Here is a 16,328-nt window from a genome sequence, read left to right as displayed (position 1 = left end):
ATGCGGACGAGGGACATCAAAACGCATGCGATACCGGCTGCCCGCCATCCTTCTTTCATGCCTTGCCCTTCCGGGCCTTCTCCCGCTCTCCGCTTCCGCCCAGCAGCCGCCGCAGGCGTTCGAGTGCACGCTGGTCACGTCAATCGAGACGGGCGCCATCATCAATCAGCAGGGCGCCTGCGACCAGCGTGTCGCGCCGGCCTCGACCTTTAAGGTGCCGCTGGCGCTGATCGGTTACGATGCCGGCATTCTTCAGGATGAAAAGACGCCCGCCTGGGACTGGAAACCGGGCGTGGAAGCGCGTGCTTCTGACCGTAAGACCGTCGATCCGACGATCTGGGAGCAGGATTCGGTCCTGTGGTATTCCCGCGAAATCACCCGCCGCCTCGGCCCGGAAAAATTCGCCGCCTATGTGAAGCGCCTCGGTTACGGCAATGCCGATGTCTCAGGGGAACCGGGAAAGAATAACGGGCTGACCCATTCCTGGCTCGGCGCATCGCTCACCATTTCTCCGGTTGAACAGGTTGGGTTCCTGCGTCGGCTGCTCGCCGGCAACCTGCCTTTTTCCCGCGATGCGCAGGCAAAGACGCGCGCCATCGTCCCCGTCTTCGACGCGCCGGAGAGCTGGAGCGTGCATGGCAAGACAGGCACCGGATATATCCGCGACGAAAAGGGCAATCCCGACCGCAACCGTCCCTTCGGCTGGTTCGTCGGCTGGGCGGAGCGTGAGGGCCAGCACATCGTCTTTGCAAGACTTCGCGTTTCCGACAAGCCCTCGAACGAGCCGCTCGGCCCCGCAGTGCGTGACGCTTTCCTGCGCGATATTCCGCGGCTGGCGGTGCATCGGTAGCGGAAAAATCATAAAGGGAGGGATGGGGCCGTGTGTGACGCCTCTCGGAACGTCATCAGGCTCTATACCGAACACGGCGCTGATTTCGATAAACAGCGCGATCGCTCTCTTGTCGAAAAAACCTGGCTCGACAGGTTTACCTCGCTTTTGCCCGATGGCGGTTCGATCCTCGACATAGGTTGCGGCTCCGGAGAGCCAATCGCGGGCTACCTCATTTCTAAGGGCTATGATGTCAGCGGGATCGATGCGTCGATGCCGCTGATCGAACTTTGCCGCGGCCGGTTTCCCGCAAATTTCTGGGCGGTGGCCGATATGCGCGAATTGGGCCTCGGGCGGCGGTTCGATGGTCTGATTGCCTGGCACAGCTTTTTCCATCTGAAACCCGACGATCAACGGCGAATGTTTGACGTCTTCCATCTTCACGCCAATGAGCGTACGGCGTTGATGTTTACTGCGGGTCCCGAACATGGCGAAGCATTAGGCACCCTTCGCGGGGAGCCCCTTTATCACGCGAGCCTTTCGCGTGAAGAGTATGAAGGTTTGCTGCGCGCGCATGGTTTCCGCCTTCTCGATCAGGTCAGCAGCGATCCGCAATGCGGCGGGACAACGATTTATCTGGCCAGACGCGTGGTGTCTTAGAGATCATTGCATAGCCGTGACAGATCAAGCATAGGGTCTGCAGACACTCTTTTTGAGGACAGTCCCCATGCGTCCCGTCAGCCGCGCGGCGGCTGCCGTATTCATCGGCCTTTGGTTGGTAGCGGCGCTCGCGATTTTGTTCGCAGCAAAAAAATCCTTCTTCTCTTGACCTTCCCATCATGGGAATCCCTACATAGGGGTTGAAAGGGGATTTCCCATGACCGAGACAGACAATCGTCCTGCCATCGGCAACATCAGTGACAGTATCTTGCCGGGTTTCAACATCAGGCCCGGCGTGCCGACGTGGAAGCGGGAACAGGTTGAGACGAGAGAGGTGACGACATGAATATCGGCCAGGCATCGGAGGCATCGGGCGTTTCCGCCAAGATGATCCGCTACTACGAACAGATCGGGCTGATCACGCCCGCGGCGCGCACCGGCAATAATTACCGCGTCTATGGCACCCAGGATGTGCATAATCTGCGCTTCATCAAGCGGGCGCGAACGCTCGGTTTTTCGCTGGAAGAAACCGAAACGCTGTTGAAACTCTGGCAGGACAAGAGCCGCGAGAGTTCAGCGGTCAAGGATATCGCACTCGGCCATATCGCGGATCTCGAGCAGAAAATCGCCGAGATGAAAAGCATGGTGAAAACGCTCTCCCATCTCGCCCATTGCTGCGGCGGCGATCACCGCCCCGATTGCCCCATCCTTGATGATCTCGCAGGCGCCGACAAGACAGACGGCAAGCTCACCAGTACCCATTGACCGTGAAAAAAGAGCCGGCGCGAAAACTCGACGCCGGTCAAAGGAGAAGATCATGACTGCAACCACCTTCCTCATCCCCGACATGACCTGCGGCCATTGCGAAAAGACCCTGCGTGGCGCGCTTGCCGAAGTGCTTCCCGGCGCGTCGGTTAGCATCGACCTCAACGCTCATAAACTCACCGTAACGGGCGACGCCGCGACCGCGGAAGCGGCTATCCGCGAAGCGGGTTATTCGCCGGAGCGGGAGTTTTGAAGGGGTAGATGTTGGTTGAATCAGCAGAAATGTGCTGCGGAGTAGCATCCACAGCGAAGGGAGTTCGCAATGTCCATCAAGGCCTCCGCGCCTATTTCTAACCAACAGGACATCTTCGCCCGTAAGCTTGTGGAAGAAGGACGATATGCCAGCCTTAGCGCAGCGGTGCAGCGGGACTGGAGTTGGTCCGACAGGAAACAGAACTCAAAGAGGCGGAGCTTGCGGTTCTCCAAGATCTGCTTAATAACCGTAGACAAGGCGGTTTTGTAGCGGTGGAAGAGGGCGAAAAGCGAACCGGTGCGATGATGGCTGACCGAAAGTCGGCTTATGGCCTTTAAGGTCTGGCGCTCAACACAGACCGATGAGGACCTAGGCCTCATTCTCGATCATCTCGTCCAGTCCTACCTCGACCTTGGCGATGAACTGGCGGACGCCTTCGAAAGGGCAATCCAGCGTATCACCGCGATTAAGGGCGACATGAAGCCGCTCGGTACCGCGGCCTTCCAGGGGACGTTGTTGCCCAACGGGTCGCCCGGCATTCGCCGGGTAACAAAACATCAGGCGATATTCTATCTGGATGTTGATGAGCCGAAAGAAATGGTGCGTATTCTGGCTGTGTTCTTCGGCGGACAGGACCATCGACGTTACATGTTGAAACGTCTCGCAGCCCGCCCGCCAGACGCTTAAACCTCGTCGAACGCTCCGCCTTCACGGGACGGATTGCGGTTGATCACCCGTTCCTCGTCATCGTCAGGGAGTGCTTCGTCGCTTTCCTGATAGGCGTCGTCCTCGCTCTCGGCTTCCGCTTCCTCGATGTCGTGTTCGATGGACTGTGGAATTTCGCCCTTGGCGGGCAGGGCGTCGATGTCGAGATCGATCAGATCCTCATTCATCGCATCTTCGGTGCCGGGCAGGATTTTCTTGGGGTCCATGACGGTTTCCTTTCGTCTGTTCAGTGGTCAAACGACTGGCCGGGCGGCAGGTTCCTGCTGCCCGACGATTACTTTCACCTGAGCTGCAAAAGGCGTCTTGACCTCAATCACGCTTGAGGTTCTAGTTTCCCCGCCGTGTCACGGAAGTGGAAAGGATACGGCTTTGTCGAGTGTGGAAATGGCGGAGAAAAACGGCTGGAGTGAATTGCTGAGTGGGGCGAATCTCTCGCTTCTGACCGTCATCTCCTCCGGAATTGGCCTGCACGCCTTTAATCAGTTCGCGGTGGTGACGGCCCTGCCGGTCGCCGTCAAGGAGATTGGTGGCGCCGCCTTCTATAGCTGGGCCTACAGTCTTTATTTCGTCGGATCGGTTGCTGGCGGGGTCACTGCCGTGCTGTTTCGCGAAAGGTTCGGCGCGCGTGGGGTGCTGCTTCTCTGCTGCCTGCTGTTTTCGCTCGGGTCGATTCTCTCGGCCATTGCGTGGGAATTTCTGTGGGTTGTCGTCGGCCGCGCGTTGCAGGGTCTGGCTGATGGATTGATCGTCGCCGTCTGCTACAGCCTCATACCCGCAGGCTTCCGCTCGGGCCTTCTGCCGAAAGTCTTCGCCATCGAGGCGGGAATCTGGGCGGTCGCCTCCTTCGTCGGCCCGCTCACCGGCGGCTATGCCACCGAACATGTCTCGTGGCGCGCGACCTTTCTGCTGTCGGCGCCGCTGATCGTGCTGCTGGTGGCCTATACCACCATCGCGGTTTCGGCCGAGCGCCCGGTTGTGGCGCCGCGTAAACCGCTGGTGCCACTGTTGCTTTGCCTCGCCGGGGCGCTGGCCTTCTCCGCGCCATCCGCGTTTGAGGGTGCAGGCTTGCGGGCGGCCGCGTTGCTCGCCGGGGCGGCACTGCTCTGGGCATCGCTGCGCGCTGGAATTCAACCCTCCGTCGGTCTGTTCCCGAAGGATTCCTTCCGGTTGAAGACGGTGCTCGGCAGCGGCTTCTGGGTGCTGTTCCTGATGTCCTATGCGCATGCACTCGGCAGCGTCTATCTCGCTTACGTCGCCATCAATCTGTGGAATCATGAGCCAACTTTTGCAGGCTTCATCGTGGTGACGATGCCGCTTGCCTGGAGTTTCGTCGCAATGCTGATCGGCAGTCTGCGATCCGCCCGCCTGCGGGAAATCTGCCTGCATTATGGCCCTTATCAGATGGTGCCGGGCTGCATCCTGTTGGGATTGGGGCTTGCATCCGGAAACTGGGGCGAAATGTTGCTTGGCCAGATTTTGATCGGCTCCGCCTTCGGCATGTCGTGGGCGGGCATCAGCCAAGCGGCCATGGAGGCTGCGCCAGAGGAAGAGCGCAAGATGACCGGCGCGCTGCTGCCGACAGTCGCGACCCTCGGTTCGGCAGCCGGCGCCGGCGCAAGTGGCACGGTCGCGGCTGCAAGCAGCCTTGTTGAGAACATCGAGCTGGGCGATGTGACGATTCCGATGATCTATCTTTACGGGATCGGGGTTGTTGTGTCCGTGCTCGCGGTTATGGCCACAAGCGGGCTCAGGGGCGAGCGGCCCTAGGCCGCCGCGCGCCCCTCTGCTTAAGTCTTTTAAGACTGAGTGGTAGCGATGGTAATGGCCACCAGATAGACGACAAATGCCATGATGGCGATCGCGCCAATGATGATGACGATGCCCTTGCCTGCTCGTTTTTTCTCGGTCTTGTTTTCATTGGCTTCGGTGGGAAACAGGATCGGGTCGCTGGTATCGCGAATTTTGGTCATGCCTTCTCTCCTTTCGGCGGAACGGGCGGTTTCAGTCTATCAACCGCCCAGTCCGCCAAAAAGTTCCTCACGGCTTCAGCGCCCAGCTGGTCGCATGCGCGACCGTATCGGGAGCAGCCTTCAGCAATGCCGAACGCACGGGCTCGAATCCCTCGATCCGCTTGGTGCCGACATAGCGCCCGCGATTGGCAAAAACCTCGATGGAGCCGTAATCAAGGAAGATGCGGACGCGGGAAGCCTTGGCGCCCCTGGCGATGTAATGCGGAGAGGGGCCGTTGCGCCCATCCTCATGGCGAATCCACAGCCCGGTTTCATCGGACACGACGCCGAGCTTGACGGTGGGATGGTCCAGTTCCAGTTCGAAGGGCGCACCGGGGGAGGTGAGCTCGAACAGGATTTCCACCGCACCGGTCGTGAAGGGAACGCGTTCGCCATTGGCCAGGCGTGTGCGGTCGAGGATGTGGCTGCGCAGGCTTTCCGCCGCGCCGATGGGCGGGGTCAGAAGCTCGCCATTCGCGTAATGAATCCGGCGCGGCAGCGTCATCGAGGTCGGGAAATCAATCTCGGGATTGGCGTCGGCCCAGTTGGCCAGCCAGCCGATGCCGATGATGCTGTCACCATCCAGAAACGCCTGGAAGGCATAGTTATCCGTGCCGAAGTCAAGTTCCTGGCCGAATTCCTTGGTGAATGTCTTGCCGTCGAACCAGCCCACATCGGCCATGGTCAGGTTCTTGCGGCCGGTTTCCGGATCTTCGGAATGCATCAGACCGTAGACAAGCATCCATCGCGTGGAGCGCGCATTGGCCGGGCCGTCGAGCGGCAACAGGCAGGGGCACTCGATGGCCGTGGTCTTGTAGCGGGTTTCCACCCACAGCTTGCCGACATAGGTCCAGCCGGAAGCGGCGGTGGGATCGAGCGTTTCGTAAAGCAGGATGACGCCGCCGCCGTCGCTCTGGCTGCCAAGCACCATCTTCCAAAGGCCATCCGGACCACGGAACACGTAAGGATCGCGAAAATCCGGCGTCAGCCCCTGTCCGTCCGGGCGGTGGCCCAGGATGACCTCGGCCTGGCCCGCCATGATGAGATCGGAAGATGTCGCCGTCAGCTGGATTTGCTGTTCGGGAACGCGGTCCTGCACCTGCTCGGTGAAAAACACCCGGATGCCTGTCCCTTCGACCAGCGGAATGGTGGAGCCGGAATAGGCGCCGCCGCGCTTGTCCGGCCGCGTTGTCAGATCCTCTGACGGAAACAGGAAGATCGGCAGATGCCGCCAGCGCAGGTAGTCGGACGAGACGGCGTGACCCCAATGCATCGTGTTCCAGCGCAGGCCATGCGAATAATGCTGATAGAAAAGATGCGGTCGTCCCTCGAACCGGCCAAAGCCGTTGGGATCGTTCATCCAGCCGAAGGGTGGGCGGAAATGATAGCTGCCGGGTAGTTCGGGCGCTGCATTATCAGGCTTGGTATGAACCACCGTAATACCCGTCTCCAGCACATCGGACGCGGTGAACCAGTAGATGACCGACACGGCCGTCGTGACGGTATCATAGCTTAGTTCAACGTGGCCGCCGCCGAAGATCTGGTAGATTCGAAATCCGTACTCTTCCGTGTTGACGCTTGAAACTTCAGCAAATTTTCCATTCTGGTTGGAAAAGGAAACCGCCCCCGGCTCGGCCGCTTTTTTCGCCTTCAGCCAGACATGGAAGGTGGCATTGACGGGCAGATCCATGTGAATGGTGCGGATGGCGCTTTCCGGTTCGGCGGTCACGGCTTCAACAACGGTCATTGCTTTTCCTTTCCTTTCGGCATTCTGCGGGTCAAGCATAGCAACGATGATGGCGCGGGAAAGTTCATTGCGCAAAATTCAATGCGGCTATTGGAACGACAGGGCATTTATCGCTCGCATCCAAGGTCTCCCCGCCCCATATAGGGGCAAAGCAGGGAGTTTAACCGTGATGAAATTCGACAATTCCTATGCGCGCCTGCCGGAGCGCTTCAGCGCCGCCGTGCTGCCGACGCCGGTCAAGGCGCCGCGTCTCATCGCCTTCAATCGCGCGCTGGCAGACGAGCTTGATCTTGATGTTGAAGGCCTCGATGACGACAGGCTGGCGGCGATCTTTTCGGGCAATGTCGTGCCGCAGGGGGCTGAGCCGCTGGCGATGGCCTATGCCGGCCACCAGTTCGGCGGTTTCGTGCCGCAACTCGGTGACGGGCGTGCCATCCTGCTCGGCGAGGTGGTCGACAGGAACGGCAAGCGTCGCGACATTCAGCTCAAGGGCTCCGGCCCGACACCATTTTCGCGAAGGGGCGACGGGCGCGCGGCGCTCGGTCCTGTGCTGCGCGAATATATCGTGTCAGAGGCGATGTTTGCGCTGGGCATTCCCGCCACGCGGGCACTGGCGGCAGTCGTGACGGGCGAGAGAGTGCAGCGAGAGGTCGGCCTGCCGGGTGGCGTGTTTACCCGCGTTGCGGCAAGCCACATCCGTGTCGGCACGTTCCAGTTCTTTGCCGCGCGGGAAGACAACGAGGCGATCGGACACCTCGCGGATTACGTCATCGATCGGCATTATCCCGAGGCAAGACTGGCGGATAATCCCTATCTCGCCTTGCTGCAGGGCATTGCGCAGCGGCAATGCGACCTCATCGCCCGCTGGATGATGGTGGGCTTCATCCACGGCGTGATGAACACCGACAATATGGCGGTGTCGGGCGAAACCATCGATTTCGGCCCCTGCGCTTTCCTGGATGAATATCACCCCAACAAGGTCTTTTCCTCCATCGATGCGCAGGGACGTTACGCCTACAACAATCAGCCCGGCATCGCCCAATGGAACATTGCAAGGCTGGCGGAATGCCTGCTGCCGCTGCTCGATCAGGAGGTCGAAAAAGCCGCCGAACTCGCCAATACCGTTCTTGCCGATTTCGCCGCCGCCTTTCCCAAACGCTGGCTTTCCGGCATGCGCGAGAAGCTCGGCCTGACCACCGAGGAAGAGGGCGACATGGATCTGGTGCAGGCTCTGCTTGGGCTGATGCAGGCGTCGGAGGCGGATTATACGCTCACCTTCCGGCGTCTTTCCCATGCGGCTGAAGGCGACGTGGAACCGTTCCGCGGCATGCTCATCGACCTTGCCGGAGCGGACGCGTTCCTCGCGCGCTGGCGCGAAAGAGCTGGCCGTGAGGGGCTTTCGGATCGAGACAGATCGGCGGCAATGCTCTCGGTTAATCCCGCGATCATCCCACGCAACCACCGTATCGAGGAGCTGATCGAGGCTGCGGTGGAAGAGGATGATTTCGAGCCCTTCCACGCCATGCTGAAGGCGATCGCGACACCCTTTGACGAGCGGCCGGACAATACCGTCTACATGCAGCCGCCGATGAGCCACGAGCGGGTGTTCAGGACGTTTTGCGGGACGTAAGCGTAGCGCTGATCCCCCGCGCCGGAGCGAGCGGGTGCCTGTTTCGCCTTCTCCCCGAGGGGGAGAAGGTCGCAGCAGCGGGATGAGAGGCGGACGTTAGCGATAGATCGAGAGGTTGCCCGCTCATCCGACCCTTCGGGCCACCTTCTCCCCGGCGGGGAAAAGAAACCGGCGTCAATGCTGTGCCTTTAAATCACCCAACCTTTGCCAGCGGCTCATGCGCGCCATAATACCGGCCGAACCGGTTGTCGAGGAACTTCGGCAATGCCACTTCCTCCTGTCGCACGAAGCCCTTCTGCGGCAGCGCGCCCTCGGTAAGCAGATCGAGAACCGTGCAGATGCCTGACGCCGTGGTGATCTGGATGGCGCTCATCATCCGGCCGGAAACCGGGCCGGCATAGACCTTGTTGGCATAGGTTTCCTGGAGGAAGCGGCCGTTGCGGGTGCCGCAGACCGTGACGAAGACGATGACCACATCCTGCATGGTGCCGGGCAGCGCGTTCTCGAACAGGTCCTTCAGCACGTCGCGGCGGTTGCGCAGGTTGAGGTCGTTCAAAAGCGCCTTCATGATCGCCACGTGGCCGGGGTAACGGATGGTGCGGTAATTCATCGTCCGCACTTTGCCCTCCAGCGTGGCGCAGAGCGTGCCAAGGCCGCCCGAGGTGTTGAAGGCCTCATAGGTAACGCCATCGAGCGAAAACTCCTCGCGCTCCTCCAGGGCCGGAACGGCGGTGAGGCGACCTTCGACGATGGCTTCGCACGGCTCGATATATTCGTTGATCAGCCCGTCTGTGCTCCAGGTGAGGTTGTAGTTGAGCGCATTGGACGGATATTGCGGCAGGGCGCCGACGCGCATCCTGACGCTATCGAGCTTGTCGAACTTGCCGGCAAGATCGGCAGCGACGATGGAGATGAAGCCGGGGGCGAGGCCGCACTGTGGAATGAGGGCCGTCGCGGAGGTTTCCGCCAACGCCTTGACCTTGCGGGTGGATTCGACGTCCTCGGTCAGATCGAGGTAGTGCGTGCCGACGGCGACGGCCGCCTCGGCGATACCTGTCGTCAGATGAAACGGCGCGGCGGAGAGCACGGCAAACTTGCCTTTCAGCAGCGCTTCAAGCGCGGGCCGGTCCGTGATGTCGACGATCTCCGTATCGACGCGTTCATGAGCAGGCACATTGGCCAGCTGATCGGCCGAGCGATCGGCGACTGTAATGCGATAGTCGCCTGATGCCGCCAGCATCCAGGCGATGGCCGAGCCGATATTACCCGCGCCGATGACGACAATGTTTTTCATGTTTTTGTTCCCCGCAGAAAAAATTCATAGGGCACAATCATATTGCGGCTTCGCTGCGATTCAGAGCTTCAATTTGTGCAGAACGCCCGATATTATTAAGCAGTTAGACGACAGGATTGGTCATTATGGCAATAACGGATAAAGATCGGGCGCTGCTTGCGCTGCTGTCTGAAAACGCCCGCATGCCGGTGGCGGAACTGGCGCGCCGGCTCGGCCTTTCCCGCACCACGGTGCAGGCCCGCATCGAGCGGCTGGAGGCGGAGGGGGTGATCGCGGGTTATGGCCTGCGGCTGTCGGAGACCTATCTCTCCGGGCTGGTGCGCGCCCATGTGTTGATTACCATCGGCCCGAAGGCCCTGCCGTCGGTCACCGCCGCACTTGCCGCGATCAAGGAGGTCATCACGCTGCATTCGGTCAGCGGCACCTTCGACCTGATTGCCATTCTGTCCGCGCCGTCGATCCTGGAGCTCGACCGGCTGATCGACCGCATCGGCGCGCTCGATGGCGTGGAGCGCACGCTGTCTTCGATTATTCTGTCGACGCGGATTTCGCGGTAAGAGCGTTTGAAAGTGTGGAAGATGCGCGAAACCCACTTCCGTCATGACGGATGCGACGGTCTGCAAAACGAAACAATAAAGGAGCTTGCCGCTCCCATGCTTCCGTTGCTACCCGAAAGCGACGCCATCTAGACCACCGCCCTCTCGTCATAAGCCCGCTGCGCCGCCATCACCGCGTCCATATTGCCTTCCGCCCAATGGGCAAGCGCCGCCACGGTATCAGTCAGCGTGCGTCCCAGCGGCGTAAGTGAATATTCGACCGTGACAGGAACCGTCGGAAAGGCCTGCCGGGAAATCAGCCCGTCACGCTCGAGCTTCTTCAGCGTCTGCGACAGGACCTTCTGCGAAATGCCCTTGATCTCGCGTCGTAGCAGGTTGAAGCGAACGGCATCACGCCGCAGCTTGTCGAGGATCAACAGCGCCCACTTGTCGGCGATCCGATCCAGCACCATGCGCGTTGGGCAGCGATCCTCATAGACGTCATAGGTATGTTCCATCTCTACGCTCCGTCGTTCAGGCCAGGAGGGTTTCCGCGAGGAAACCAGCTAACCGAAAAGTGCTCTCTTTTCATGATTTCTCCAACGCAGTATCTGTGTTTTCGAAACATGGTTTCAATTAGATACTAAGGAGATTTGAGATGGCAGGCAAGATACTTGTGATCGGTTCCACCGGCACCATCGGCACACCGCTGGTCAAGGCGCTGGTTGCAAAGGGCGAAAGCGTGAAGGCGGCGTCGCGCAGCGGCAAGCCGGCGGACGGCGCGGAAGGGGTGCGTTTCGATTATACCGACGCATCGACCTATGGGGAGGCATTTGACGGCGTTGACCGCCTGTTCCTGCTTCTTTCCGGCGGGCGTCTGGACGCCATCGATGCGCTGACGCCTGTTGTCGAAGAGGCCGCGCGCCGCAAGGTCAAGATCGTTTTCCTCAGCGTCCTCGGCGTCGACGCGGATGATTCCATTCCCTATCGTCAGATCGAATTGAAAATCATCGCGTCAGGCACGCCTTACGTCATCCTGCGCCCGAACTGGTTCGCCGATAATTTCCACAGCTACTGGAAGGCTGGCATCGACCACGGCCAGATCGCCGTGCCGGCGGGTGAGGGCAAGTCCAGCTTCATCGACGTGCGCGATATCGCCGATAGCGCAGCCGCTGCGCTGACGTCCAATGCCTTTGACGGCAGGGCCTTTAACCTGACCGGGCCAAAAGCCCTGGGCTATGGCGAGGCAGCCGCGCTGATTTCCCAGGCGATCGGCAAACCGGTCTCCTACAGCGCGGTTTCGGATGATGTCTTCATCGGCATTCTCACCGGTGCGGGCGTACCGCAAGATTACGCCGCCTTTCTCGCATCGATCTTCCATCCCGTGCGCGAAGGCTGGACAGCCGTGGTGACCGGCGACGTCGAAACGCTGACCGGCCATCCGCCGCGTTCGCTGGAGACCTACATCGCCGACAATCTGGACCGGCTGAAGGGCTGAGTCGTCACGATGCCCGCCGCGATCAAGCCGGATCGGTGGAGCCGCGGCGGGCCTTGAAGAACATTTTCAGCCGCTGAATGTCCTCGGCGCTCCAGCCTTGCGGCGCCGTCACCTCCGTCCACGCATCGATGTAATGCTCCGGCGCGTAGACATGGCCGTAACCGATCGGTGCCGTCGTCGCCGCCGCGACATCAAGGCCGAGCTGCAGCAGGGTGACGACCGGAAACCAGCGGAACGAGGTGGAGACGTCGGGTCCGTGATGCGCCATCCATTGCGGCCGCCGGTAAAGCGAGGCGGCCTCGAAGAAAGTGATCGGGTCACTCGCATATTGCAGATAGACGATCCGCATCGGCCCCCATGCCGCATCGGGCATATGCGCCGTTGTATATTGATTGGCGAAGCGGATGACGGAGGAATCGCGGAAGCGCGGCAGCCATTCCGGCGTGCCCTTCACCCGGCCGTTTGTGGCCATGCGCCATGTGGGGCTGGAAAACGGCGGACCGCTCCACAAGGCACCCTGGAAGGGATCGGCCAGCACATCATAGAGATCGGAGGACTTCTGCGAGTTGAGCGAACCGAGGCTCAGGCCATGCAGGTACAGTTTCGGTCGCGTTTCCTTGGGCAGGGTCGTCCAGTAACCATAGATGGCTTCGAACAGGGCGCGGGCCGTCTCAACACCGTAATCCGGCTCCGTCAGCAACGCGATCCAGCTGGAGAGATAGGAATATTGCACCGCGACGCTGGCGATATCGCCATCATGCAGATACTCGACCGTGTCGAGCGCTTCCGGATCGATCCACCCGGTGCCGGTCGGAATGACGACGAGAAGCACCTTGCGTTCAAAGCCGCCGACACGCTTCAGTTCCGAAAGCGCAAGAGCCGCCCGTTCCTCGGGCGTCGCGGCCGAGTTCAGCCCCGCATAAACCCTGAGCGGTTCCTTGGCGGCGCGGCCGGTGAAGGCTGCTATGGTCTCGCCCCGAGGACCTTCCGCGACAAACTCGCGGCCACGCCGGCCGAGCGATTCCCACGTCATCAGCGAGGCGTCGCTGCCGGTCTTCAACGGATCGGAAGGGCGCGGCACATCCGGCTCGATCAAGGCGTCGACCTGTTTCAGTGACGAATCCGCAAAGCGCAGCCCGATATCGAAGATCAGCCCATTGAGCAGCATCCATGATACGATGACGGCGGCTGCGATGCCGAGAACATTGGCTAGGCGACGCGGCAGGAAATGCCGGCTGCGTGTGGCAAAGAACCGCCGGATCAGCTGGAACAGCCGGCCCGCGCCGATCAGAACCGCCGCAACCAGTACGGCAAGGCCCCCCGTCCTGGTGGGATGGGCGCTCGGGAGCGGATCAAGCTCCATCACCACGCGGATCGAGTTTTGCCAGTCCTTTGCCTGCCATAAAAACGCAATCGCCGTGATCGCCGCAGCAAGTCCGATCAGAAAGCGAATGCCACGCATATTGTGACGCGAGGGTTCTGGCAGCTCCAGATAAGCCCAGACGGCATGGAGTGCGACCCCGATCAGGTAGCCGATTGCGAAGGAAAAGCCGCAAAGCACGCCCTGCATCACCCAGGTGCGCGGCAGAAGCGACGGGGTGAGAGAGGCGCAGAATAGCAGGGTGCCAAAGACGATGCCGGTTGCCGAAAGGCCTGCAAACAACCGCTTAACCCATTGTTTCACCAACTCAGCATGCCCCTTATGCACCGCGTCCGTGCGCAGTGTAGTATGCGATGGGCATGGGTGCAAATCCCATGCTGAAGGGAAAAAAATCAAAGAAATAGGAAAATAATCCTTTACACCGTAACGGTGGTTTGGTAGTGTTTGGTTACAGTCGGAGATTTGCGGCTGACGGACGGGAGACGATCCAAGAGGTTTTTCCGGTTTGTTGGTGAGGTTCCTTCGCACACCGCGCCATATTGTTGCCTATCCAGCCGCCGTTCGGTTTTGTCCTCCGGGGCCAGAACCCTTCACCTAATTATTCCGGGCTTGACCTGCGATCCAGCCGTCGCGGGGTCTGCCGCGAAAAGACTTTTCGGTCCGATGACTCGGGCTGGCTGAATTCCGGCTCACGGTCGGAATGACGGAAGATGTTCCGTCACACAACCGTCATCACTGCCATTTCCATCTCAGGCTCGATCCCATGACGAATTCTGACACTTGCGACCCGGCTCTCCACCGCGCGTGGCCGGAACGGCCCACCGGTACGGGCGAGGGCATTCCGGACACCGCGCTGGAAACGAAGTCGCGGGCCGATAAGCTGATTGCCGAAGATGCGGCGCGCAACGGTCGTCTGCGAGAGCTGCTGAACGAGCTGACGGACGAGATGCGCGACGAGGTCGGGCTCTACCGCAATCTCCGGCAGGCGGGTGAGGCGGCCTTGCTGGGTGCGCCGGAGGACACGTCGGCCAAGTTAGCGCGGGCCGATGTCAAAGCCGCGACCGACCAGTTGTCGCTCATTGTGCGCACGCTGGAGCGGATCGACGCCTTGCAGCGGGTGCTGGCTGAAGAGCGTGAGGCGCTCGTCATCGAGGACGATGCGGAGGCTGAAGCTTACGAAACGGCGGTCGCGCATTTTCTCAACCGTATCGATGAACTGGCGGAGCAGAAGTGCCGCGCTTGGCAGGAGGCGCTTGTCGCATCGAACGGTCCGGCGGCTGGTGAGTGACGGATGCAGGACCTTTGCGATGAACTCCATCTGCAGACGCAGCTTCGCGCTCTCCAGCGAGACTGGCGTTTTGTCGGTAACCTGCCGCAGCAGCCGCCAAAAGGGGATTGGCGCACATGGCTGCTGATCGGCGGACGTGGTTCCGGCAAGACCCGGGCGGGAGCCGAATGGATACACGCAGTCGCTTCCTCCGGCAGGCAGTCGGAGCTGCGCATCGCGCTTGTGGCGGAAACGCTGGGTGATGCCCGCGAGGTGATGATCGACGGTATCTCCGGCATATGCCGCATCGCCCGCAGGCGTCGTCCGCTTTTTCGAAGTGTCGCGGCGTCGCCTTCTCTGGCCGAATGGCGCGGTGGCGCAGGTGTTTTCCTCGGAAGACCCGGAAAGCCTGCGCGGGCCGCAGTTTCATATGGCCTGGGCGGATGAGCTCGGCAAATGGAAATATCCGCAGGAAACCTGGGACATGCTGCAATTCGGTCTGAGGCTGGGGGAGGCGCCGCGGCAACTCGTCACCACGACCCCCCGGCCCATTCCGCTGCTGAAGGCCCTACTTGCCGATCCGACGGCGCGCGTGGCGAGGATGCCGACCGCGATGAACGCACGCAATCTGTCTCCGGACTTCCTGAAAGCTATCGAGGACCGCTACGGCGGCACCCGGCTGGGGCGGCAGGAAATCGGCGGCGAACTGATCGATGATCGCGAGGGGGCGCTCTGGAAACGGGCCGACCTGGAGGCAATCACCGACGCCGACCACGAGCCTCTCTCGCGTGTGGTGGTCGCGGTCGATCCGCCCTCGGGCGCCGGTGAACATTCCTGCTGCGGCATCGTTGTGGCAGGGCAGGGCATGTCCGGTCGTCTTGTGGTGCTCTCCGACTCCTCCGTGGAAGCCGAAACGCCGGCAGGCTGGGCCCGCGCGGTTGTGGCCGCTTTTCGCCGGCACGAGGCCGACCGGGTGGTGGCGGAAATCAATCAGGGCGGCGAGATGGTGCGCGCCATGCTGCAGAGCATCGATGCACACCTGCCGCTGACGCTGGTGCGCGCAAGCCGGGGCAAATTCGCCCGCGCCGAGCCCGTGGCGGCCCTCTACGAACAGGGCCGCGTGCGTCACGCCGCCCGATTTGAAAAACTGGAAGACCAGATGACCGATTTTACAGCCGATGGCCTCTCGTCGGGTCGCTCCCCAGACCGGCTGGATGCGCTTGTCTGGGCGATGACGGCGCTGACGACGCTGGTAATGAGTGAACCGAAGGTGCGGGGAATGTAACGCTTTCGCTGATGAGCTTATGCGGGCGCAGGCTGAACGAGGTCTGGCGCAGGCTGCCAGTTTCTTCTCCCCGCGAGGGAGAAGAAACGAGGCATCGTCAGTGGCCGAAAATCAGGCGGCTGACGGCTATCACTTCTTGGGCGACTGGGATGGTTTCGGCTGGGAGCCGGTTTCACGCATCTGGCGCCACTCGTTTTCGAGACGGTCATAAACGGTCTGGGGGATTGTCGCTGTCATGGTGGCATTCCTCCTTAGAATAGTTAACGCTGCAGGGCTGCGCGATGAACGGAGTAAGCGCCGTAAGGTTCCGAAATTCAAGGAAATTTTTACCCCTAAACCAGCGCGTGCGGATTAAAATCGATTAAGATTTTTTCAAATCGATTTAGTCCGGACGGTCGTCATCTTGATAATTCCGGCCGCCACGATGCCTCTCATTTTCAGGAGCCTA

General features: G+C 60.8%; 17 protein-coding genes and 1 pseudogene. 12 read left to right on the top strand and 6 right to left on the bottom strand.

Annotated elements, in window-relative coordinates; translation table 11 throughout:
• Positions 1–25 precede the first annotated feature (25 nt).
• The 6 genes from blaOXA to FS804_RS05040 all read left to right on the top strand — a co-directional run bounded on the left by blaOXA (position 26) and on the right by FS804_RS05040 (position 3,194).
• Positions 26–850 (top strand): class D beta-lactamase, encoded by an 825-nt coding sequence (gene blaOXA, locus FS804_RS05065; RefSeq protein ID WP_063950942.1) that lies wholly within the window; start codon positions 26–28, stop codon positions 848–850.
• Positions 851–880: 30 nt separating this feature from the next.
• Positions 881–1,489, top strand: coding sequence for a class I SAM-dependent methyltransferase (locus FS804_RS05060; protein ID WP_144575253.1), 609 nt, complete (start codon positions 881–883; stop codon positions 1,487–1,489).
• Between the two features lie 217 nt (positions 1,490–1,706).
• Positions 1,707–1,835 carry a hypothetical protein gene (locus FS804_RS25360; RefSeq protein WP_256366751.1) on the top strand — a complete coding sequence of 43 codons (129 nt, stop codon included), beginning with the start codon at positions 1,707–1,709 and terminating at the stop codon, positions 1,833–1,835.
• Positions 1,832–2,254, top strand: coding sequence for a Cu(I)-responsive transcriptional regulator (gene cueR / locus FS804_RS05055; RefSeq protein ID WP_063950944.1), 423 nt, complete (start codon positions 1,832–1,834; stop codon positions 2,252–2,254). The genes FS804_RS25360 and cueR overlap by 4 nt, the downstream gene beginning before the upstream one ends.
• 52 nt (positions 2,255–2,306) lie before the next feature.
• The gene (locus tag FS804_RS05050; RefSeq protein ID WP_063950945.1) at positions 2,307–2,507 is read left to right on the top strand and encodes a heavy-metal-associated domain-containing protein; all 201 of its coding nucleotides are present in this window, start codon (positions 2,307–2,309) and stop codon (positions 2,505–2,507) included.
• 327 nt (positions 2,508–2,834) lie between these two features.
• The gene (locus FS804_RS05040) at positions 2,835–3,194 is read left to right on the top strand and encodes a type II toxin-antitoxin system RelE/ParE family toxin (protein WP_144575249.1); all 360 of its coding nucleotides are present in this window, start codon (positions 2,835–2,837) and stop codon (positions 3,192–3,194) included.
• Here the strand turns inward: FS804_RS05040 and FS804_RS05035 are convergent.
• On the bottom strand, positions 3,191–3,439 hold the full coding sequence (locus FS804_RS05035; RefSeq protein ID WP_144575246.1) for a hypothetical protein: 249 nt from the start codon (positions 3,437–3,439) through the stop codon (positions 3,191–3,193). The genes FS804_RS05040 and FS804_RS05035 overlap by 4 nt on opposite strands.
• 172 nt (positions 3,440–3,611) lie before the next feature.
• Here FS804_RS05035 and FS804_RS05030 point away from each other — a divergent pair, with 172 nt between their 5' ends.
• A complete protein-coding gene (locus tag FS804_RS05030) occupies positions 3,612–5,000 on the top strand; it encodes an MFS transporter (RefSeq protein ID WP_246665858.1) in 1,389 nt (462 codons plus the stop codon).
• 29 nt (positions 5,001–5,029) lie between these two features.
• On the opposite strand, the gene FS804_RS05025 is transcribed toward FS804_RS05030, so the two are convergent.
• Positions 5,030–5,203 carry a hypothetical protein gene (locus tag FS804_RS05025; RefSeq protein ID WP_077225035.1) on the bottom strand — a complete coding sequence of 58 codons (174 nt, stop codon included), beginning with the start codon at positions 5,201–5,203 and terminating at the stop codon, positions 5,030–5,032.
• A gap of 67 nt (positions 5,204–5,270) precedes the next feature.
• Positions 5,271–6,989, bottom strand: a complete 1,719-nt coding sequence (locus FS804_RS05020) for a glycoside hydrolase family 32 protein (protein ID WP_144575243.1) — start codon at positions 6,987–6,989, stop codon at positions 5,271–5,273.
• A 169-nt stretch (positions 6,990–7,158) separates the two neighbouring features.
• Between FS804_RS05020 and FS804_RS05015 the strand changes: the two genes are divergently transcribed.
• Positions 7,159–8,619 (top strand): YdiU family protein, encoded by a 1,461-nt coding sequence (locus FS804_RS05015; protein WP_144576330.1) that lies wholly within the window; start codon positions 7,159–7,161, stop codon positions 8,617–8,619.
• A gap of 193 nt (positions 8,620–8,812) precedes the next feature.
• Here the strand turns inward: FS804_RS05015 and FS804_RS05010 are convergent, their stop codons facing one another.
• The gene (locus tag FS804_RS05010) at positions 8,813–9,913 is read right to left on the bottom strand and encodes a saccharopine dehydrogenase family protein (RefSeq protein WP_144575240.1); all 1,101 of its coding nucleotides are present in this window, start codon (positions 9,911–9,913) and stop codon (positions 8,813–8,815) included.
• A 125-nt stretch (positions 9,914–10,038) separates the two neighbouring features.
• On the opposite strand from FS804_RS05010, the gene FS804_RS05005 reads away from it, so the two are divergent.
• Positions 10,039–10,470, top strand: coding sequence for an Lrp/AsnC family transcriptional regulator (locus FS804_RS05005; protein ID WP_144575237.1), 432 nt, complete (start codon positions 10,039–10,041; stop codon positions 10,468–10,470).
• 128 nt (positions 10,471–10,598) lie between these two features.
• On the opposite strand, the gene FS804_RS05000 is transcribed toward FS804_RS05005, so the two are convergent.
• Complete coding sequence (locus FS804_RS05000; RefSeq protein ID WP_144575234.1) at positions 10,599–10,967, bottom strand: helix-turn-helix domain-containing protein; 369 nt, start codon at positions 10,965–10,967, stop codon at positions 10,599–10,601.
• Positions 10,968–11,107: 140 nt separating this feature from the next.
• Between FS804_RS05000 and FS804_RS04995 the strand changes: the two genes are divergently transcribed.
• Positions 11,108–11,947, top strand: a complete 840-nt coding sequence (locus tag FS804_RS04995; RefSeq protein ID WP_144575231.1) for an SDR family oxidoreductase — start codon at positions 11,108–11,110, stop codon at positions 11,945–11,947.
• A 22-nt stretch (positions 11,948–11,969) separates the two neighbouring features.
• Here FS804_RS04995 and FS804_RS04990 read toward each other — a convergent pair whose 3' ends face one another.
• Complete coding sequence (locus FS804_RS04990) at positions 11,970–13,610, bottom strand: alpha/beta-hydrolase family protein (protein ID WP_186376730.1); 1,641 nt, start codon at positions 13,608–13,610, stop codon at positions 11,970–11,972.
• A gap of 481 nt (positions 13,611–14,091) precedes the next feature.
• Between FS804_RS04990 and FS804_RS04985 the strand changes: the two genes are divergently transcribed.
• Together FS804_RS04985 and FS804_RS04980 are read left to right on the top strand one after the other, a co-directional pair.
• Positions 14,092–14,616 (top strand): hypothetical protein, encoded by a 525-nt coding sequence (locus FS804_RS04985; protein WP_144575225.1) that lies wholly within the window; start codon positions 14,092–14,094, stop codon positions 14,614–14,616.
• Positions 14,617–14,619: 3 nt separating this feature from the next.
• A pseudogene (locus tag FS804_RS04980) lies at positions 14,620–15,880 on the top strand (DNA-packaging protein).
• The last annotated feature ends 448 nt before the right edge of the window (positions 15,881–16,328 follow it).

The sequence above is a fragment of the Agrobacterium sp. DE0009 genome (genome assembly GCF_007680755.1).
Classification (GTDB): Bacteria; Pseudomonadota; Alphaproteobacteria; order Rhizobiales; family Rhizobiaceae; genus Agrobacterium; species Agrobacterium tumefaciens_B.
The sequence above is the reverse complement of the archived record's forward strand: the minus strand, read 5'-3'. Positions and strand labels throughout refer to the sequence as shown.